The organism is Methanofollis ethanolicus, assembly GCF_001571385.1.
In the GTDB taxonomy this organism is placed as follows: Archaea; Halobacteriota; Methanomicrobia; order Methanomicrobiales; family Methanofollaceae; genus Methanofollis; species Methanofollis ethanolicus.
Map to the genome: position 1 here is coordinate 1,513,559 of NZ_BCNW01000001.1, position 19,789 is coordinate 1,533,347.

The window sequence follows — 19,789 nt, forward strand, 5'->3', positions numbered from 1 at the left end:
CATGAGCCAGGAAGAACGGGACCAGGTGATCAGGGCTCTCTCTGCGGCCGTCGACCTGCTGTGCGAGGGGATGGACCCCTGCCTCGTCCCAGAAGTCGGCACGAATATTGCGTATGCCCTGGAGAAGGCGCGCGGGCCAGAGGACGTCGTAGCAGTGAGGGGCCGGATCGTCCGCCTCGGCAAGGCAGTCCACCCTGTCGGGGAGGTCGCCTTCGGCGCAAGCGACCATGTAGCGCGGATCGTCCTGACCGCGATGCGCTACGACTCGCGGGTGCGTGCTGCCGCGAACATCAGGTTTGCCGAGCCCATCCTCCATGAACTTGAGGAGATGATGCTCGATATCAGGTACTTCGACCGCGACCAGGAGCCGCCCGGCATCAGGACGATGGACTGGGGCGTCGCCTCGTGCTGCAAGACCGGCGTTCCAGACGTGATTTATGACCGCGGCACCTCAGGCAAGGAACCGATGGTCCGGATCCTCGGCGAGGGTCCGGACGAGGTCGCACATAATATTCTTAAACTGTCAAGACGCATTAAAAATACAAATCTCAGGGATAGGTGCGAATGGGAATAAAGCCGACGTATATTAAGAGCCTTGGTAACGAGATCCGGAACAAAAACCCCGGTCGCTTTACCGGCGACTTCGCGGAAAACAAGCAGATCGTTGCCGAAGTTTCGGTCATCGAATCGAAGCGCGTGCGGAACAGGGTCAGCGGTTACATCACGAGAAAGCAAAATACTAAAAGAGTATCTGCGTAAACACTACCTCATGTTTGAGGGAGTGTTTCCAGCAGTCATTACCCCTTTTAGGCGGACCCCGGATCACCGCCTTGATCTTGAGGGGCTCCGTTCGAATATTGAGTTTTTGATCGCCCGGGGTGTCCATGGAATTGTTCCCTGCGGATCGACGGGCGAATCTGCGACACTCACGTTTGAAGAGCACGAGCAGGTGATCGGTGCGACGGTCGATGCGGTGAACGGCCGGGTGCCGGTGCTTGCAGGGACCGGGTCGAACAACACCGCCGAGGCCATCAGGTTTACGAAGGCGGCGCGGGACATCGGTGCCGACGGCGCACTGGTCATCAGCCCGTACTACAACAAGCCGAATCGTTCCGGTCTTGTGAAACATTTTTCCGCCCTTGCCGAACTCGATATTCCGGTCGTCCTCTACAATGTTCCCGGCAGGACCGGACAGAACATCCTGCCCGACCTTGTCGTCGAACTCGCCGACAATCCGAACATCGTCGGGATCAAGGAGGCGAGCGGGAACCTGGAACAGGTCTCGCGGATCATCGAGGATACGCAGGACAAGGACTTCGAGGTGCTCTCCGGTGACGACGCCCTGACTCTGCCCATCCTCACCCTTGGCGGGAGCGGCGTGATCTCTGTGGCCGCGAACATCGAACCGGCACTGATGGTCGGCCTGTACGAGGCCGTGAAAAAGGGTGATCTGGAAGAAGCGCGGCGTATCCATTACCGCCTCTCTCCGCTCTTCAGGGCGATGTTCATCGATACGAACCCGATCCCGGTGAAAAAAGCCGCCGAACTCCGCGGCATGGCCGCCGGGCCGGTCAGACTCCCTCTCGACGAACTCGACCCAGCAAAGACGGAAAAACTTGCGGAGGTGCTCGGGCACTATGATTAGAGTTGTCATATCCGGAGCCCTCGGGCGGATGGGCACGATCCTCGGCCGTCTCGTCTCCGAGGCGCCTGACCTCGAACTGGTCGGCGGCATCGATGTCCATGCCGGGACCTTCTATGGTGCGCCTGTTGTCGAAGCGAAAAATATCGACTCATTTCTGAAGGCGACGAAGCCCGACGTCCTTATTGATTTCACCGTGGCAAACGCCGCCGTTGGGAACATCAAGGCGGCCGCCGCCAACGGCGTTGCGCTCATCGTCGGCACGACCGGATTCACACCTGAACAGCAGGAGGAGATCCGGGTGGCGGTCGAGGGGCATGTGCCCGCCGTCATATCGAGCAACTTCTCCGTCGGCGTGAACATCTTCTGGCGCCTGATCAGGGAGGCCGCCCGTCTCCTCAACGAAGGATATGATGTCGAGGTGACAGAGGCCCACCACCGCTACAAGAAGGACGCCCCGAGCGGGACCGCGAAGACGATCCTCGGAATCCTCGACGAGGAACTCGGCAGCCGCCCCCATCAGTATGGCCGCGAGGGCATGACCGAACGGAAAGACGAGATCGGCGTCCACGTCATCCGGGGCGGCGACATCGTCGGCGACCATGCAGTTCTCTTTGCCGGGAACTATGAGGTGATCGAACTCTCGCACCGCGCCTACGACCGTGCGGTCTTTGCGAGCGGCGCTGTCAGGGCGGCTTCATGGGTGAAGGGAAAGGCCCCTGGTATCTATTCGATGACAGACGTTCTCGGGCTGCCTTGAGAGTGACTTTATCGAAAGATATTTCACTATTTTTACAGAATAGTAAAGAGGAGTAATTACCATGGTTGCAGTTGTTGACCCTGATCTCTGCGTTGGTTGTGAGACCTGTGTGGATGAATGCCCGTCAGAGGCGATCTCGATGGAAGACGGTATCGCCGTCGTGAACAAGGACGCCTGCACCGATTGCGGCACATGTGTTGACGTCTGCCCTGCGGGCGCCATCCACATGGAATAAATATACCCCATTATTCTCTTTCTCCTTTCTGTTCTGAGATAGTGTCTCTGCTCGCCGTATCTTCCTGAGTCTGCGTGCGTGCCTCTCGTGTCTGGAAGTCTTTCTCCCGCTCCTTTATACTGTATTTTTTGCCCTCTACTCTCCGGATACCGAAAATAGAGGCGGCTAGAGGAGGAAAAGGAATCTTTTAATAAACTGTTGCATATAGGTAGAGTTACCTATGATAAATGTTGGAGTTCTCGGTGCTACCGGAGCCGTCGGCCAGAGGTTTGTACAGTTGCTCTCTGATCATCCCTGGTTCAACCTCCAGACCCTGACGGCTTCAGAGCGCAGTGCCGGAAAGCGGTACGGCGACGCTGTCAACTGGCGGCTGGATGTGCCTTTCCCTGATTCGGCTGCCGATGTTATCGTCAGTCCGACCACCGTCGAGGCGGTCCGAGACTGCGATATCGTTTTTTCAGCCCTGCCGGCAGATATCGCGAAGGGTATCGAAGAGGGGGTTGCGGCGGCCGGTGTCGGCGTCTGTTCCAACGCCAGTTCGCACCGGATGGACTCCGATGTCCCGCTGGTCATCGCCGAAGTGAACCCCGACCATCTGGGCATGATCGATCTCCAGCACGATCATGGGCGGGACGGTTTTATCGTGACCAACCCGAACTGCTCGACGATCATGCTCACCCTCGCCCTTGAGCCCCTGCGGCAGTTCAACTTTTCAAAGGTCTTCGTGGCGACGATGCAGGCGATCTCGGGCGCCGGTTTCGAGGGCGTGGCCGGCATGGCGATCTACGATAACGTCATCCCCTATATCAAGGGGGAGGAGGAGAAGATGGCCAGCGAACCGAGGAAGATCATGGGCACCTTCAATGGTTCCGAAGTGGAGCCGGCCACCTTCTCGGTGAGTGCCTGCTGCAACCGTGTGCCTGTCATCGACGGCCACACCCTCTCGGTCTGGGTGGATATCGACCGTCCGCTTGACGAGGTCCGGAAGGCATACCGGGAATACCGGGCACCTTTCTCCGGTCTCCCGACTCAGCCGGCACGGTCGGTCGAGTACCTCGATCAGCCCGACCGCCCGCAGGTGAGACTTGACCGCAACCGCGGTAATGGCATGACTGTTTCGGTGGGAAGGCTCCGGGAAGGCCTCCGTTTTGCAGCTCTGGGCCACAACACTATCCGTGGGGCTGCCGGGGCATCGGTACTAAACGCTGAGTTAATCTATAAGGAGAAGTATCTCTGATAGACCACGAACAGAGGTGGACTATGTTAAAGGACAACACAGTATTCGTCGGAAACAAACCGGTCATGAACTATGTACTCGCAGTTGTGACCCAGTTCAACAATGGCGCGGATGAAGTGGCAATCAAGGCGCGGGGGAAGGCGATCTCCCGGGCTGTCGACACCGCCGAGATCGCGATCAACCGGTTCCTGGAAGGCGTAAACAAAAAGGAGATCCTCACCTCGACGGAGATGATCGATACGGACACAGGCAAGACGAATGTGTCCAGTATCGAGATTATTCTCTCGCAAAATCCAAAATGAAAGAAATTATACTCTTTTTTCCCCGACCAGAAAGCATATATGATCCCGTTTCAAGATCCTAAGTATGAAGTTCCTGGCGCACGGCCTTGCGATGCTTTTCCTGCTCTTCGTTATCGTCGTGCCTGTCGCGGCGGCGGACGATACCAAGTACAGTTACCTCACGGTTCAGAGCGTCGAGATCCAGCTCGATAACCACGATGCGAAGGTCAATGTCACCTATACCGTCGATGACGGCGTCCAGATCCTCGTCCACCTCCTTGGCATGAGCGACCTTCGTGAGAAGGTGCTTGAAGTCGTGAATTTCGAGGGAGCGACTATCGAAGAGATCACGATGGACCATGCCGTCCTGACGGTCCCTGGTGTCGGCCTGGACTATGGCCGCGGGACATTCTGGTTCCCCGAGCATGAATTCCCGGTGAAGATCCCCTCTCTGATCGTTGCGTCGCCCCAGGACAGGCGGGAGTTCCAGAACACGGCGGTGTTCCCCGAGGGTATGGGATATTTCAAGTCCTGAACCCTCGTTGCATTTTTTTAAGATCGAGCATATCCCAAAACTCTTATTCATTCTCCCAATCTCTGCATAGGTGCCCGGGAGAAAATTTCATGATTGGGTCAATGTCTTCTCGAATTCCATGAAATGCAGTGCGAAACCACCGTCTTCTCCCAGATCTCTGCCGGGGGACTGACGTCCCCGGACCCCCGAAACAGGATAGGGTCGGGGAAGAGAGAGATCCTGATGAAGGAGATTGCCATCCACCCCCTATCGCAATGAGGGGGGTCGGGGGGTGAAACCCCCCGGACAAGACGCCAGAACAGGATTTTTCAGAACCACATACCGATCATTCCATAGACGGGACAGAGGGTAGGATCAGTTCTGGGATGACCTCATCCTTTTTTTTACGCTGGTGATGGAAGCCTCCGGCTTGCTCAAACCTCCTGCTGCCGGCCGGAAAGTGATCGATACCGTGCAGGCGGGCGGTCTGGCCGACAAACCTGACCGCCACGACCGGATCGTCGTCGCGACAAACCTCGACTGCGTGACCTCCGGGGCCGGTTGCTGGTCGCGGCGCTCTCCCGGCACCGCCTGCTACGTATCGATCTGCATCTCCACCCGTACCTGCCGCCTGGGTGAATTCTACGATTCATGGCGGGGTTGTGAGTACCGAGGCGCCGCAGATGTGCTCCTGCAGACTGGGGATGGTGTTCGGGCTGGAGTCGAGGAGAGTCCCGGGCACCTGCCACCGGACCGTCTCCTGCAACGAGGGCGACGGCGAGGTTGCGGAGACCGGGAACCTCGTCCTCCGCTAACCGGCCTGAACCGATCTTCATGGAATCAGGGGATAATCGATCTGAAAATAAAAGATTCTGCAGTGATAGGGAAAATGAATGAAGGATAGTGCCTCAGGGTGTAATCGCAGTATTCTCTCCTTTTTTCTCGATCCAGCGGTTGATGAGGGACTGGATGTAGACGCCGACAAAGGCGAGGAACAGACCGCCGACCATGGCGTACATCGCAACATTGAGCCCGTTGAACTCTGGGTACGGGAATTTTTCAATGTGCGAGAGGGAGAGCATGTAGATGCTCGTGCCGTAGACGATGATGCCGATGGCGCTGATGAAAAAGGGGAGGACGATCACCCTCCCCAGGTCTTCGATTTCATTCATGTAGACGTCGATGATCCTTCCGACCGAGGCGATGATCCCTGCCGCCGTGAACCACCCGATCCCGCCGTAGAAGAAGGTCAGCAGGTAGAGCAGTATCCCCTCCTCCGTGTAATAGACGAGCAGACTGTACAGTCCGATGATCACCCCGACGATGAAAAAGAGGATCGCCGTGATATAAGAGACGAAGGTGATCTTGCCCCTTCTCAGGGCGACCTGCAGGGAATTGACCGAGTAACTGAAGAACTCGTCGAAACCGAGCCCTTTGAGGAGGAGATAAATACCGAGTGCGCCCACGACGACGATCGTCGCCCCCTCGGGGTAGCCGATGAGGTAGGCGGTGGCGTAGATGAGCATCGCAAGGCCGAGAGGGATCAGGACCATCCGCGAGATCTTCGGGTCGTCGAGGAGTTTTTTGATGATATAGTAAGTCCCTTCGAGGTTCGGCATCTGGGTGACGATCACCCTCCTGATGCTCGTCACGGAGAGCCTGGACTGGACGATAGGGAGGATATATTCGTCTTCAGCCCCATCGGAGATGAGGACACAGGCCTCTGCATCGGTCCGCGCGATCACGTCGTCGAGGTCTGCGGCGATCTTCCGGTCCCCTTCGAGCATATGCATGTGGTTACCGGTGAGGATCGCAACTTCGACCTCTTCGCCCCTCTCTTTCAGTTCGTCATAGGTTTTTACCGCCTGAAAAATGGCGTTGACGTCTGAATCTTCGGGGTCGGCGAGTGCAAGTGCGCTGGCCGCGTTCAGGCACGCCTCCCGTCCGACTACCGGACTTGCAAGACCTGCCTTGTACCCGAGGTCGTCGTCCCGGTCGATGCACAGGATTAGTGTAGTGCCCTCAGCCATCTGATTAGAAAATTACACTCAAACTAATAAATGGTTGTGCATACACAAAAAAAAGTATTAAAGGAGTTTGGACCGCTGCAGAAGGAGGATGTCCTCGGTCGTGAGTTTCTCCCCGCCCTTGAAGAGCTGGAAGATGCGCTCGGCCTCCTGCCTGACCTCACGCTGCTCCTTGGTGACCTTTGTCTTCTTCTTCTTGTTGCGGAGACCGGAGATGACTTTGTCATAGTCACGGAGTTCCTTCTGGCAGGTGATGAATGCCTTGTGTTCCTCGTCAGCGGCCTCCTGCGCCTCGACAAAGGCCTTGTGCTCGGTGTCGGCGGCCTCACGGGACTGGTCGGCCTTCCGGTAGAACTCGACCATCATGTCGTGGTGTTTCTGCGCGAGTTCTGCAACTTCGGTCACCCTGTCATGGATGTCTGAGGCTTCCTTACGAAGGTCACGGGCGCTCTGGAGTTTGGTCTTGAGGTCCTTGTTCTGCTCAAGTTCGTCCTCCTGCTCCTTGATGGTGGCCTTCATGTGCTTGATCTTGTCGATCAGCTCTCTCTCTTTGTCGGTGGAGAAGACCTCGGTCTGCTGGCGGAACTCCATCGCCTCGATCTGGCGCTGGATTTCTTTGATGCTTGCATTCTTCTGGAAGGCGGAGTGATCCTTCTTGAAGGACTCGATCTCTTCGAAGTACTCGTTGGCCTTGGCGTTGAGTTTGTTCCGCTCGTCCTTCAGCCGGTGGACCTCATTATTGGACTGGTCCCGGAGTTCCTTATTTTTCTGGGCCTCCTCGACAAACTCCCGGGTCTGGGTGTTGAGCTGGTTCCGCTCACGGGCATGGGTGCTCGCAAGGGCGTTAAGCTCGTTGCGCCGATTTTTATGCTGTTCAGACTCGGAAAGTGATTTTTTTCTCTTTTCGATCAGTTCATCCAACATGCTTTACCAATCCTTGAGTTCTGATACCGCCGTATAGGCCACCGGGTCTGATGATGCACGGGAGATGCCGCAGAATGGGAGGAACCAGAGAGAAATGATACAATAAAAGTGCCGTCCAGAACAGAGACTGCTTCTCTGATATCTGTGTTCGTAGCGCTGTTCATGATATTCAACTCCTATACCCTCTGGCGCATCCGGCTATGCCGACGCACCTGCCGCACCGTGGAGATCCGCGGTGGATATACCAGGATTTCTAATAGTTTGCGTCATCTTTGGTATTAAGCATTTCGCAGGACCTGCGCCGGTTCAGGCGTATTTTTTTGGTGTGTCTTTTGAGAGATGAACCGATCCGGCCGGTTGTGATGGATGGCCCGGACATGGTGTACGTGAAAAAAAGAAAATATCAGAGGAAATCGATGAGGTGACCGCTCGTCTGGTCCCGTGCGAAACTCCGCTGGGGGGCTGCCGACCTGCCGCTCGGCATGGGTGCGGGCTTGCTCGCGGGGACGAAGTTACTCTGCCTGCCGCCGAGGATCTGGGCGCTCTTGACGCCGGTCATGATTGCCATGACCCTGACCTTGCCTTCGTAGTCGTTGTTCACGCGTGCGCCCCAGATGACGTCAGCGTGGGGGTCGAGTTCGTAGGTGAGGGAACTTGCGATCTCTTCGGCGTCCTGGAGGGTGAGGTCGCTGCCGCCGGTGATGTGGATGAGGCTGCCCGTGGCGCCGCGGTAGTCGATGTCCAGCAGGGGGTGGGAGAGGCACTCGTGGACGACGCTCTCGGCCTTGTTCTGCTGTTTGCTCTCGCCGACGAGCATGCAGGCGACGCCGCCCTTGCTCATGATCGCCCGCACGTCTGCGTAGTCGATGTTGATGAGGGAAGGCTGGGTGATCGTCTCGGAGATGCCCTTCACCGTCTCGGCGATGAGCTGGTCCATCACCGAGAAGGCCTGGCCGAGGGGCAGGTTGGGGACATAGTTGATGAGCCGGTTGTTGTCGAGGACAATCACCGAGTCGGCGTAACTGGCGAGTTGCTGGAGGCCGTCCTCCGCGCGGAGCAGGCGTGCCTTCTCGACCTGGAAGGGGTAACTGACCATGCCGACGACGATGGCGCCCTGCTCCTTGGCAATCTGCGCAACGACGGGGGCAACGCCTGTGCCGGTACCGCCACCCATGCCTGCCGTGATGAAACAGAGGTCGGCGGTCTCAAGGAGTTTTTCCAGGGTGGGGCGCGCCATCTCCGCGGCCCTCTTGCCGACGTCGGGGAATCCGCCTGCGCCAAGGCCCTTGGTGAGCGATTTGCCGATGAGGATGCGCTTGTCGGCCTGGATCATGTCGAGGTGCTGCTTGTCGGTGTTGATCGCAATCGTCTCGGCTCCACAGACCTGCATGTGGTAGAGTCGATTGATGGTGTTGTTGCCGGCGCCTCCGCAACCGACGATGACGATGCGCGGCTGGCCGAGGAAATCGTCCTCGTCACCGATGATACCGTCCTGACTATTCAGCGTTTTCTCGCGTTCAGCGTTTTTCATTGCCTCGTTGATGATTGTTTGCATCGTGTGCCTCCTAAACCTTGAATGACACCTGGTCGCTCTCCCTCATTACCCGGTCTCCACGCTTTTCGACGAGTTCCCGTACCGCGTGTCGTACCGCCTCTGACACGGTGGGAAATTCGCCGCCGTCAACAAGCCTTTGCAGCATATCGACCTGCTGTTTGGGGAGTCTGATCGTGATCCGCTCCATCTTCCGCCTCTTGAGGTCTGACACTTGTCAGACTTTTGTCTGTCTCATGCCAGACGGGGGGATGCTCTATGTCTGATCCTGCACCAGATGAATGAACTAATACGAGCATCCTATAAAAAGATTCTCAATTGATTTTTTCTGAAAGCGTATTCTTATATGCCATGGAATGCCAAATTTGCGTGATATTTGTCAATATGTCAGGGACGTACCCCCGCCGGACCGAACACGGCGGCAGACTCTGGTGGCACAGGCGGCATTCGAGAGAAAATATTCTTGATTTTAGTGCAAGCATCAACCCTTTCCCTCCGCAGGTCCCCTTCTCCATCCCGGAAGAGGCGATTGCGTCCTACCCCGATGACAGATATGAAACCCTGAAAGAGGCGATCGGGCAGGTGTTTCACCGTGACCCCGCGGAGATCACGGTGGGGAACGGGTCTGTCGAGGTGATCCGCGCGTTCTGTGTCGCCGCGATCAGGCCCGGCGAGAGCGGCGCGATCAGGCCTCCGACCTTCGGGGAATATGAGATGGCAGTCAGACTCTGTGGGGGCAGAGTGACCGGCGATGCGGCCGGCGCGGCTGTCAGGTTCCTCTGCAACCCGAACAACCCTGACGGTGCGCTCACCGCGCGGGAAGCGGTGCTTGCGATCCTCGACACCCTCGAGCCCAACCAGAGGCTCTTTGTCGACGAGGCCTTCATCGAACTTGCCGATCCGACCGCGAGCGTCTCTGATGTCAGAGATCCCGCGCTCTTCATCTCGCGCTCGATCACCAAGTCCTTTGCCGTCCCCGGCATCAGGTTCGGTTTCGGCTTCGGCGACCCGGACCTTGTCGCGGAGATCGAGGCGCGCCGCCTCCCCTGGACGGTGAATGCCTATGCCGAGAGTTTTGCCCTGGCCGCGCTGGACAGGTATGCTGATCTTGACGAATCCCGGAGGCTCATCCGGGCCGAGAGGGCCTGGCTTGCAGGACGACTCCGCGACCTCGGTCTCTCCCCCCTGCCGTCCACGGCAAACTATATCCTGGTCCCTCTTCCCTGTCCTGCCGACGGGCTTACCGAACGCCTCCTCCTCTCTTATGGTATCCTTGTCCGTGACTGCACCTCTTTCGGCCTGCCCGGGATGATCAGGGTTGCGGTGCGGAGGCGTGACGAGAACACGCGCCTTGTGGAGGCACTCGCGGCATGCTTGCCCTGATCCTTGCCGGGGGTCAGGGCTCCCGCCTTAATATGGGAGAAAAACCTCTCGTGACCATCTGCGGGCGGCCGATGGTCGCCTATGTTATCGACGCCTTCGCCGCCGCGGGGTGCGAGGTTATGGTCGTCTCCTCATCCCAGACCCCCTACACCCGAAACTGGTGCCGGGCGCAGGGGATCGATCTCTATGCCGCCGGGGCGCGCGGATATGTCGCAGATATCGTCGAAGCGGTGACCGCACTCGGCGAAGAGGGGCCGGTCTTCACCTCGGTCTCCGACATCCCCTGTATCAGGAGAGAGATCGTGGAGAGGATACAGGAGGCGTACCTCTCTGCGGGCACCGACGCCCTCTCCGCCTGGGTGCCGGCGGCCCGCTGCCGCGGTTCGTCTCTTCGCACCGCTTACCTGGAGACGGTCGACGGCGTCCCTGCCTGTCCTGCCGGGGTGAACATCCTCCTCGGCGCGCGGATCGAGGAAGAACAGGAAGAATCCCGCCTCCTCCTCGATGAACCCGCGCTCGGCTTCAATGTCAATACACAGGACGACCTTGCCCGTGCGGTGCGTTTTATCTGCGCCGGAAAAAAGCGGCATTCTGCCTGAATTCACCCGGATTCCCCGCAAATGCCAGAAAGGAAATCATATTAACCGCCGCAGATGATAGTATTATTATGCAGATCTCCCGGGAGATAGAACTGGAAGGGCATATTATCGATTCAGGTATCATGACCCTTGTCTTCGACCGGATCATGGATATGGGCGGGAACTTCGAGATTCTTACCTTCGACGTAGGGAAGAAAAAGACCGACACGAGTTATGCCTGCCTGAAGGTGAGTGCTGCCGACGAAACGCAGCTTGAGGCGATCCTCAGCGAACTCTACCGTCTTGGTGCGCATCTCCCGGTAGTGGATGATGCGACCCTGGTTCCTGCTGCAGGAGATCGGATCGTCCCGAAGGGGTTCTACTCGACGACCAACCACCCGACCTGGGTCAAATACAAGGGCGAGTGGATCCCTGTCGATGACATTGAGATGGACTGCCTCCTTGTCGTGGACACGGACAGGAAACGTGCACAGTGCCTGCCCATCTTCAAACTGAAAAAGGGCGACCTCGTCGTCGTCGGCGAGGACGGCGTTAAGGTGGACTACCCCGAACGCCCGCGGGAAAAGAGCGAATTTGAGTTCATGCAAGGGACGGTATCGCCTGAACGCCCATCCGAGACTTTGATTGGACAGATCGCTACCGAAATCTTTGAAATTAAAAGGTCAGGCGGGAAGATCGTCCTTGTGGGTGGTCCGGCGATCATCCACACCGGCGGCGGCCCGGCCCTTGCGAAACTCGTCCATGACGGCTACATCGACGCCCTCTTCGCCGGGAATGCCCTCGCGACCCATGACATCGAGTCGAACCTCTTCGGCACCTCTCTCGGCATGGACATCAAGACCGCCAAGCTCGTTACCGACGGGCACAAGCATCACATCATTGCCATCTCAGAAATTTTGCGGGCAGGATCGATTAAAAACGCTGTTGAACAGGGCATCGTCACCGGCGGCGTGATGTACGAGTGCGTCAGGAACAACATCCCCTTCGTCCTTGCCGGTTCGATCCGCGACGACGGTCCCCTCCCTGACGTGATCACCGATGTCATGGAGGCGCAGGACGCAATGAGAAAACATCTCAAGGGCGCGAAGATGGTGCTGATGGTGGCGACCCTCCTCCACTCAGTGGCCGTCGGGAACTGTCTCCCATCGAGCGTGAAGACACTCTGCGTCGATATCAACCCGGCCTCCCTGACCAAGCTGATGGACCGCGGCACCTCGCAGGCGATCGGCATCGTCTCCGATGCGGGCACTTTCTTCCCGATGCTTGCGAAAAAACTGGACGAACTCTCGGAAAAAATCAACGAGTGAGGGGCATAGACCAGGGCTTCTCGTGCCCGAGGACATATTCCCACTCTTTTTTGCACGCGCATTCGATCTCTGCGAGGGCGCGGATCAGTTCCACGTCGCCGGTGAGAGCGTACTCGTTGATGCCGTCGATGATATCGCGGTCGCACTTCCCGCAGTTGTGCGGGCCCCTGGCATGGCCGCCTCCGACCGGGTCGCAGAAGACCGGGACGCCGGGATCGACATTTCCAAGCACTTCAAGGATGCTCCAGAGGTACGGCGGGCGGTAGGCCTGCTCCTTCCAGAGATGCTCGAGTTCTGTCCTTTTCTGGACGGTGCAGGCGTTCATCGAGATCATGCCACAGTGCGGCGCCACGTCCATGATGGAGGTCTTCATGTCCTCGATCGCCTCCTTCTCGGTGAGGAAGAGCGGCTTTAAGAGGAGGTAGGCCTTCACTCCCGCGCCCGCCGCCTTCGCTCTCTTCGATGCCTCGATGAAGTCGGCGAAGCTGAAGCCCTTTCTGATCGACTTCTCCCTGATGGCGTCATCTGTCGTCTCAAGCCCCATTGCCACATGGATGGGGGAACCGAGAGCCTCAACCATCTCCGCGAGTGCGTCGGTCTCCACGTACTCGGGCCGCGTCTCGACGACGACAACCTTCCCGGCAAAGGCCCGCGCGATCTCTTCCCTGAAAGCCGGCGGCACCTCGATGGGGTCCAGGAAACTGCCCGACGTGAAGATCTTCACCATCCCAACCTGCGAGAGGTCGAAGTTCTCCTGCACCCAGGCGAGTTGTCCCCTGAGAGCGGCAAGGACCTCCTCAGTTTGAGCCCCGAAATAACCTTCAAAACGGTAACCGCACATCAGGCAACGCCGGTATGAGCATCCCCCACTTTTAAAGATTACGGTCAGGGAATCGAGGATATCATCCTCATAACGGTCTTTTCCTTTCCACGCTGCCAATGGCTTGATAGATTGTATAGATAACATTAACACTTATTTCGTTGATCTATACTATTATGAAAATATCTATGATGAGGATTGCACTCTCCCTGCTCTGCCTCCTCTGTTGCCTTGCAGCTCCGGCAGCGGCGGCATTCATCGAGATTACAACCCCCGATTTCATCAACGCAGGCCAGACCCTCGAGGCGACCGGGACGACCATTGCGGTGAAGCCCGGCTATGTCGTCGACATCGTCCTCTATGACACGACATCTTCTAAGAGCGAGGTCGAGCGTCAGGCCGTCGTGATCCAGGGCGACGGGACTTTTACGGTGACCTTCGAGACCGAAAATCTCAGGTCTGGCACCTATTCGGTGGAGGTCCAGTCACGTGGCGAGAACATCTTTGGCGGCAGTTCAAAGAAAGTTAAAATCTTCAAGATCGTGAACAGGAATGATGAACTTACCGTCACCTCCCCGAAGACGCAGAACTATGACGGGATCCTCGAAGTGGCAGGCACGCTTGCAAAGTATGGTGATGCCGGTCTCAGGCTCACCGTGACCGACGCGGAGAAAGAGACTGTTTATGGCCCGAAGTGGATCGAGACTGATGCGGGCGTTTTCTCTGCGTCTATCCCCATCCGCACGGGAGGCACCTATACGGCCGAGATTGCTGACAACGCCAGTTATGTCTGGACGACTCAGTTCACCGTGAAGGGTGGCGAGGCACCGGTCACGCCGGCGGTGACGCAGACGTCCGGGCCCACCTATTCGGCTTCGGCCCCGGCCTCCCGCGGGAACCCGGCATATTTTGCCGTTGATACCCTCGGCGGCCCGGTGACGATCAGCACCTCCACCGGGATCGACTGGGTGCTCGAGTACATCGACGAAAAGGGCGAGAGGTCGCTGGTGAACAGTCAGGGCACCACGGCGCCGGAGAGCGTCACACTCCAGACGACAGGCGGCACCGTCTATGTGAAGGTCACCCCTCAACTCTACACCGAGACCGGAACAGTGACGGTCGCGGCCGAGAATATCAAGAAGATCTCGGTCGATGCCACGGTGGCGGGCAAGTTCGGCGACCCTGTCCCGACGACGGCCCAGAGCCCGGTGCCCCTCGGCCTTGTGCTTCTTGCCCTCGGTGCAGTCTTCCTCCTTTTCAGGAAGATCTGAACCCCTTTACCACAGCATCTTTTTTTAAGTGGCAGTACAATAGGTACTGGCGTGCCGGGGTAGTCTAGTCCGGGAAGGCGGCGGCCTTGAAAGCCGCTGGTGCTCGCACCTCGGGAGTTCAAATCTCCCCCCCGGCGCTCTTTGTTCTTGTCGGTTTCTTTTCCTGTCATACCTGCCCCTGTGTGACTCTCTGTGTTATGGCGACCCTGGAGAATCGCTCATGAAACGAAGTTTCAGGCGGTTCTTTGAAAACCGCTTCAGGGGTTTTCATGGTACATCCTCCGGATCCTGTCCCTGCGGTGCCTGCATATCAGAGCGCGCGGGTGTGGGCCCGCAGGACACGGCCCGGGTCAAATACGCCCGGATATGCCCCCAAACAGGGGATACCACGTCCTATTCCGGGCCATACCAGGGAGATCCGGCGATCCGGGCCATACCGGGGTCCGCGGGAAAAACAGGATGAAATCCGACAGGACTCAACGCCCTCAGGGCACCGATATGATTGAAGGTAATGTCCTCCCCTCCCGGCCCTCCCGTGTGCCGGGGAGAGGAAGGGAGCGGGGCCGGATATTGTCCCGATCGGGCTCTGGAGATACCTTCAGTATGAGGCCATCCCAAAACTGATCCGAACCTTCATGCACGCCGATGAAAGGACGCACATTCGGTTCTGAAAAATCCTGTTCTGGCGTCTTGTCCGGGGGGTTTCACCCCCCGATCCCCCCATCATTGCGAGAGGGGGGATGGCAATCTCCTTCATCAGGATCTCTCTTCCCCGACCCTATCCTGTTTCAGGGGTCCGGGGGCATCAGTTCTCCGGCAGAGAGGTCGGGGAAGGCAGTGGTTTCGCACGATTCTTCAGGGAATTCAGGAAGATATCGACCCGAACATGATATTCTCTCCCGATCCCTGCATGCAGAGATGGGGGGAATGAACGAGAGTTCTGGGATATGCTCTATGAGAATCTGAGGATGGGAAACAAGCGGGTTTTCAGCCCCGCGGCGCCTCTGCTGCTTTCATAGCCGCTTTCATGATGATTGCATGGTCTTCCTCGGTGATCGCCCGCATCGCCTGCCCCTTGATGTGCTCTGACCACTGCTTTTTGTCGGCGATGAATTTCAGGCGAGGGATCAGGGGTGTGAACTCCACGGGTGGGTCGAAGATCGTGATCGTTTTCAGTCTGAACCGCAGGGGGAAGACCTCGTTCCCGAGTTTTCTGGGGGCGGTGAAGATTGGCTCTGTGTCCTCATAGACGCTGGAGACGATCTCGAAGCACCCGGTGATCGCGGGCGGGAGGGTGATGTCCCTATCGATCTCCTCGTGCCCGACATAGAGGAGCAGGGTGTCGCCGGGCCTGATCCTGTTGATCTGGCTGATGTCACTCTTCGGGACACCCCAGATCTGTTTTTTTATCACGATCTCTGCATTCTCACGGGTGGAGGTGGCAAGCCAGCGAGTCATGGAGTGGCAATATAGTTCCTGGTTGGAAAAAGGTATCGGGAGAGATGGTTGGGTGGAATCATAGCCTGGTGCTGAATGTGCAACAGATTGCTGCATACAAGGGAATTCATCTTCAACGAAGTGTGCAGCCTCTGGAATGAGGGAAAGAAATAACCTGATGAAACAGAGGCGATGACACACATTCACCACCCGAACCCAACCTTCAACACCCCTCTCCCCCCACTAAGAAGAGAAATGTCATGGCCGCCATCGACGCACTCCTGAAAAAATACTGGGGCTATACCTCTTTTCTCCCGCACCAGCGGGAGATCATCACATCAGTCCTGGAGGGGCGGGACACGGTGGGGATCATGGCGACAGGGGGCGGGAAGTCCCTCTGCTACCAGGTGCCCGCCCTGTACCTCGGCGGCCTGACCCTTGTCGTCTCCCCCCTCATCTCGCTCATGAAGGACCAGGTCGACGACCTGAACCTGCGGGGGATCCCCGCGGCCGCCTACACCGGCACTCTCACGTACCAGGAGAGGACAGAGATCGAGAGGCAGATGGCAGACAACGCCCTCAGGTTGCTCTTCATCTCCCCGGAGAAATGCATGCAGTCAGGTTTCCTGAAATCCCTCGGCCAGTATCCCGTCCGCCTCATTGCCATCGACGAGGCGCACTGTATCTCCGAATGGGGCCACAACTTCAGGCCCGATTACCGGCAACTTTCCCGCCTGAAAAAATATTTCCCGGACGTCCCCATCGTTGCGTTGACGGCCACCGCCATCCCCGAGGTCAGGAAAGATATCGCCCGGCAGCTTGGCCTCTCGGAGCCCCGTGAATTCGTCGGCAGTTTTAACCGCACAAACCTCCGGTACAGCGTCGTCCCGAAGGAGAAACCGGTGGCTCTCCTCCTCTCTGTCATCAATCGGCACAGGAAAGAATCAGGGATCGTCTACTGCTTCACCAAGAAAGAAACTGAAGAGATCGCCCGGGAACTCAGGAAATACAGGTACAACGCGCTCGCCTACCATGCCAGTCTCTCGACAGGTGTCAGGGAGAAGGTCCAGGACGATTTTCTCTCCGGCCGCGTGCAGATCGTCTGTGCCACCGTGGCCTTTGGCATGGGCATCGACAAACCCGACGTCCGCTATGTCGTCCACTACGACCTGCCAAAGACCGTCGAGTCCTACTACCAGGAGACGGGCCGTGCAGGACGGGACGGCCGGGAGAGCGAGTGCGTCCTCTTCTACGACCCGGAAGAGTATGGCAGGGTCAGGTCCATGCTCGAGCACGGCGGACAGGACGAGCGTCACATCCGCATTGCGGTTCGTAAATTGCAGGACCTCGTCGACTATTGTGAGACGACCGGATGCCGGCGGAAATACCTGCTGAACTACTTCGGGGAGGAATATGCCCGGGAAAACTGCGGCATGTGCGACACCTGCGACCGTCTTGTGGAGATGATCGACGGCACAGAATACGCGAGAAAGATCCTCGGATGTGTCGGGCAATTGCCGGCGCACTTCGGGGTCGATCTCATTGCCGACGTGTTGAGAGGTTCGAAGAACGCAAAAGTCAGAGAGAACTGCTTTGACCTCCTCCCTACCTATGCAACAGGTACTGAGCAGAGCAAAAAGCAGTATCGGATATGGGTTCAGGATCTGGTCCGGCAGGGGTACCTGGGGCGGACGGACGACAGATCTCCTGCCATCTGCCTGACAGAGACGAGCGCCGCGGTCATGGGGGGAGAGGTACGTGTCATGCTCCCGGCGCCTGCAGGCGGCGCGAAGAAGAGGCGAGTCGACGAAGCCCTGAGTGCCGGGGATAGGGAACTGTTCATCGTGTTGAAGGCGCTGCGGACATCGATCGCAACCCGCGACGGTGTGCCGCCCTCCGTTGTCTTCCCCGACAGAACCCTGATCGAGATGGCCCGTCTCCGCCCTTCCGACAGGGAAAACTTTGGGAACATCGCCGGTGTTGGCGTGGTCAGGTTGGAAAAATACGGCCCCGACTTTATCTCCGCCATCACGCGCTATTGTTCGGAAAAAGAGGCCTGAAAGACGCGGGGTCGCGTGCCGCCACACATATATGGCAGGGCGCCAATTCTCCCGCATGCCGCCACGCATCCTCGTCGCGTATGCGACAAAGCACGAGACCACGCGGGAGATCGCCGACGCCATCGCCGTCACCCTCAGGGAGGATGGCCTCGTTGTCGAGGCCGTGCCTGCCGGGACGGTGACGTCAGTCGCCGGATACGACGCCGTCGTCATCGGTTCGCCTATCTATATGGGAAAGATCCTGAAGGAGGCAAAGCAGTTTGTCGACCGCTTCGCCGCCTTCCTCCAGGAAAAACCGGTCGCGGCTTTTGCCGTCGGCATGAGCTGCAAGGATCTGACCGACGAGAACTGCAAAAAGGTGGAGGCAGCGATGGAGCCCATCACCGCTCGCGTCCCCATCAGGGGGGAGATGGGGATATTTGCCGGGAGGATGAACCCCTCCTATATCCCGGTGCTCGGCCTATTCATGCGATATGACGAGGCGAAGACCGAGGACGCCCGGGACTGGGGGGCGATCCGGGCATGGACCGGGAGACTGCCCGCCCGCCTGGGCCTCGCTGCGCCGCCCCTGCCTGCCTGACGGTTCAGTGGGGGACCATGGGGACGACGAAGAGCAGGACCTCCAGGGCGATCAGGATGATCACCACCCACTCGAGGTAATTCGAGTGCTGGAGGTTTACCCCATCGGAGAGCATCGCGTATGTCTGGCGGATGATGGCGATCTTCCTGCCGACACTGTCGCTCCACTGCTGGCAGTTCATGACCCGCAGGCTCATCGCATAGATGCGGCCATAGTAGACGTCCTCGGTCACCTTGATCAGGTTGTTGACTTTTTCCGTGATCTCCGAGATCTCGGCCTGCGTCTGCATCAGCCCCATCATGATCGCGCGGTACTGCCTGATCCGGTAGAAGAAATACAGGCGGTCGGCCATCTCGATGTCGTCGTACATCTTCTCCATCTGGCGCGTCAGTTCGCCGTCGTAGAAGCGCAGTTCGAGGAGCTGCACATTGGCGTACTCGATCAGCTCGATCAGGTCTGAGGGCGGTTCCGTGTTGACGAGGATGGCACTGTCCCGTGTGAGGATCGCCCGGTCGTCCTCGCTGTAACTGAGGGCATTTTTGAGCGTCTCCTGCCGCGTCTCCGCGGAGAATGCCACCGTATCCCCGAGCAGTATCCGTGTCGGGTCGAGGGAGTCGTCGAGGGCGTGGGTGATGAAGATGGCATAGTCCTCGTAGAACTCCTCGTCGACCGTCCTCGCGCCGATCGCCGGTTTGAGGGTCGCAAGGAGACGGGCGATGGTGGCGGTGAAGGCGGTGTCCAGGCCTCTCTGTCCTGCGAAGCGGAGGGCAGTCTCCTCCAGTTCCCGCGGGGTGCCCTCGAACTCTTCGTGGATGAGGCAGATGCTGATCGCACCGATATCGTACACCCGTGCGTCGATGCGGAAGGTGTAGGTCTTTCCGTCCTGCTCAAGGGTCACGGGATCGAGCCTGAGCAGGAGGGGGGCATGCTTGATGATGATCGCCCGTGGCTTCACCCGGACGAACCGCGCCCGGCTGATGGTCATGCTCTCCGAGAGAGCCTGTTCGAGGGAGGCGAGGTCGATCTCTTTTCCGATATCGTAGATTCGGTAAAAACGGATTGCAAACATAGTTCCCGGTCACTCTGAGGAGGCCTCCCTGGGGGGAAGGGGCCTCTGATCCTCTTCTGGATCAGATCGCGTGTCATCGGATAGGATATAA

At 58.1% G+C, this 19,789-nt stretch carries 21 protein-coding genes and 1 tRNA gene; 15 read left to right on the plus strand and 7 right to left on the minus strand.

All coding sequences use genetic code 11. The features are described 5' to 3' along the window. Position 1 precedes the first annotated feature (1 nt). The 8 genes from MEFOE_RS07465 (at position 2) to MEFOE_RS07500 (ending at position 4,690) form a co-directional block, all read left to right on the plus strand. On the plus strand, positions 2–574 hold the full coding sequence (locus MEFOE_RS07465; protein WP_067050467.1) for a thiamine-phosphate synthase family protein: 573 nt from the start codon (positions 2–4) through the stop codon (positions 572–574). Continuing rightward, positions 565–759 (plus strand): 30S ribosomal protein S17e, encoded by a 195-nt coding sequence (locus tag MEFOE_RS07470; protein ID WP_067050470.1) that lies wholly within the window; start codon positions 565–567, stop codon positions 757–759. The genes MEFOE_RS07465 and MEFOE_RS07470 overlap by 10 nt, the downstream gene beginning before the upstream one ends. Before the next feature lie 10 nt (positions 760–769). After that, positions 770–1,645, plus strand: coding sequence for a 4-hydroxy-tetrahydrodipicolinate synthase (dapA, locus tag MEFOE_RS07475; protein WP_067050473.1), 876 nt, complete (start codon positions 770–772; stop codon positions 1,643–1,645). Continuing rightward, positions 1,638–2,402 carry a 4-hydroxy-tetrahydrodipicolinate reductase gene (gene dapB / locus MEFOE_RS07480; RefSeq protein ID WP_067050476.1) on the plus strand — a complete coding sequence of 255 codons (765 nt, stop codon included), beginning with the start codon at positions 1,638–1,640 and terminating at the stop codon, positions 2,400–2,402. The genes dapA and dapB overlap by 8 nt, the downstream gene beginning before the upstream one ends. A 61-nt stretch (positions 2,403–2,463) precedes the next feature. Then, the gene (locus tag MEFOE_RS07485; RefSeq protein ID WP_067050478.1) at positions 2,464–2,637 is read left to right on the plus strand and encodes a 4Fe-4S binding protein; all 174 of its coding nucleotides are present in this window, start codon (positions 2,464–2,466) and stop codon (positions 2,635–2,637) included. A gap of 220 nt (positions 2,638–2,857) precedes the next feature. Then, entirely contained in the window at positions 2,858–3,874 is a 1,017-nt protein-coding gene (gene asd / locus MEFOE_RS07490) for an aspartate-semialdehyde dehydrogenase (RefSeq protein ID WP_067050481.1), read from the plus strand. Between the two features lie 23 nt (positions 3,875–3,897). After that, positions 3,898–4,176 carry a DNA-binding protein Alba gene (gene albA / locus MEFOE_RS07495; protein WP_067050484.1) on the plus strand — a complete coding sequence of 93 codons (279 nt, stop codon included), beginning with the start codon at positions 3,898–3,900 and terminating at the stop codon, positions 4,174–4,176. A gap of 64 nt (positions 4,177–4,240) precedes the next feature. Beyond that, on the plus strand, positions 4,241–4,690 hold the full coding sequence (locus tag MEFOE_RS07500) for a hypothetical protein (protein ID WP_067050487.1): 450 nt from the start codon (positions 4,241–4,243) through the stop codon (positions 4,688–4,690). An 887-nt stretch (positions 4,691–5,577) separates the two neighbouring features. Here MEFOE_RS07500 and MEFOE_RS07505 read toward each other — a convergent pair. The 4 genes from MEFOE_RS07505 to MEFOE_RS07520 all read right to left on the minus strand — a co-directional run bounded on the left by MEFOE_RS07505 (position 5,578) and on the right by MEFOE_RS07520 (position 9,362). Next, positions 5,578–6,699 (minus strand): DUF373 family protein, encoded by a 1,122-nt coding sequence (locus MEFOE_RS07505; protein ID WP_067050490.1) that lies wholly within the window; start codon positions 6,697–6,699, stop codon positions 5,578–5,580. Between the two features lie 57 nt (positions 6,700–6,756). Beyond that, positions 6,757–7,620: a coiled-coil protein gene (locus tag MEFOE_RS07510; protein ID WP_067050493.1), complete on the minus strand. Its 864-nt coding sequence runs from the start codon at positions 7,618–7,620 to the stop codon at positions 6,757–6,759. 403 nt (positions 7,621–8,023) lie between these two features. Then, positions 8,024–9,175, minus strand: a complete 1,152-nt coding sequence (ftsZ, locus tag MEFOE_RS07515) for a cell division protein FtsZ (RefSeq protein WP_067050496.1) — start codon at positions 9,173–9,175, stop codon at positions 8,024–8,026. Positions 9,176–9,185: 10 nt separating this feature from the next. After that, positions 9,186–9,362: a ribbon-helix-helix domain-containing protein gene (locus MEFOE_RS07520; protein ID WP_067050499.1), complete on the minus strand. Its 177-nt coding sequence runs from the start codon at positions 9,360–9,362 to the stop codon at positions 9,186–9,188. Between the two features lie 179 nt (positions 9,363–9,541). Here MEFOE_RS07520 and MEFOE_RS07525 point away from each other — a divergent pair, with 179 nt between their 5' ends. The 3 genes from MEFOE_RS07525 to MEFOE_RS07535 all read left to right on the plus strand — a co-directional run bounded on the left by MEFOE_RS07525 (position 9,542) and on the right by MEFOE_RS07535 (position 12,461). After that, entirely contained in the window at positions 9,542–10,555 is a 1,014-nt protein-coding gene (locus MEFOE_RS07525) for a pyridoxal phosphate-dependent aminotransferase (protein WP_235809589.1), read from the plus strand. Further along, on the plus strand, positions 10,543–11,154 hold the full coding sequence (locus MEFOE_RS07530) for an NTP transferase domain-containing protein (protein ID WP_067050504.1): 612 nt from the start codon (positions 10,543–10,545) through the stop codon (positions 11,152–11,154). The genes MEFOE_RS07525 and MEFOE_RS07530 overlap by 13 nt, the downstream gene beginning before the upstream one ends. 68 nt (positions 11,155–11,222) lie before the next feature. Further along, positions 11,223–12,461: an ornithine cyclodeaminase gene (locus MEFOE_RS07535; protein WP_067050507.1), complete on the plus strand. Its 1,239-nt coding sequence runs from the start codon at positions 11,223–11,225 to the stop codon at positions 12,459–12,461. On the opposite strand, the gene MEFOE_RS07540 is transcribed toward MEFOE_RS07535, so the two are convergent. Further along, a complete protein-coding gene (locus tag MEFOE_RS07540) occupies positions 12,451–13,428 on the minus strand; it encodes an archaeosine biosynthesis radical SAM protein RaSEA (protein WP_067050510.1) in 978 nt (325 codons plus the stop codon). The genes MEFOE_RS07535 and MEFOE_RS07540 overlap by 11 nt on opposite strands. A 41-nt stretch (positions 13,429–13,469) precedes the next feature. On the opposite strand from MEFOE_RS07540, the gene MEFOE_RS07545 reads away from it, so the two are divergent. After that, positions 13,470–14,552: a hypothetical protein gene (locus tag MEFOE_RS07545; RefSeq protein WP_067050513.1), complete on the plus strand. Its 1,083-nt coding sequence runs from the start codon at positions 13,470–13,472 to the stop codon at positions 14,550–14,552. A 53-nt stretch (positions 14,553–14,605) separates the two neighbouring features. After that, positions 14,606–14,689, plus strand: a tRNA-Ser gene (locus tag MEFOE_RS07550). A gap of 850 nt (positions 14,690–15,539) precedes the next feature. On the opposite strand, the gene MEFOE_RS07555 is transcribed toward MEFOE_RS07550, so the two are convergent. Then, positions 15,540–16,010, minus strand: a complete 471-nt coding sequence (locus MEFOE_RS07555; RefSeq protein WP_067050516.1) for an EVE domain-containing protein — start codon at positions 16,008–16,010, stop codon at positions 15,540–15,542. Positions 16,011–16,249: 239 nt separating this feature from the next. On the opposite strand from MEFOE_RS07555, the gene recQ reads away from it, so the two are divergent. Beyond that, a complete protein-coding gene (recQ, locus tag MEFOE_RS07560) occupies positions 16,250–18,049 on the plus strand; it encodes a DNA helicase RecQ (RefSeq protein WP_067050519.1) in 1,800 nt (599 codons plus the stop codon). 55 nt (positions 18,050–18,104) lie between these two features. Beyond that, a complete protein-coding gene (locus MEFOE_RS07565) occupies positions 18,105–18,629 on the plus strand; it encodes a flavodoxin domain-containing protein (protein WP_067050522.1) in 525 nt (174 codons plus the stop codon). A gap of 4 nt (positions 18,630–18,633) precedes the next feature. Here MEFOE_RS07565 and MEFOE_RS07570 read toward each other — a convergent pair whose 3' ends face one another. Then, positions 18,634–19,698 (minus strand): RMD1 family protein, encoded by a 1,065-nt coding sequence (locus tag MEFOE_RS07570; RefSeq protein ID WP_067050525.1) that lies wholly within the window; start codon positions 19,696–19,698, stop codon positions 18,634–18,636. Positions 19,699–19,789: the final 91 nt, after the last annotated feature.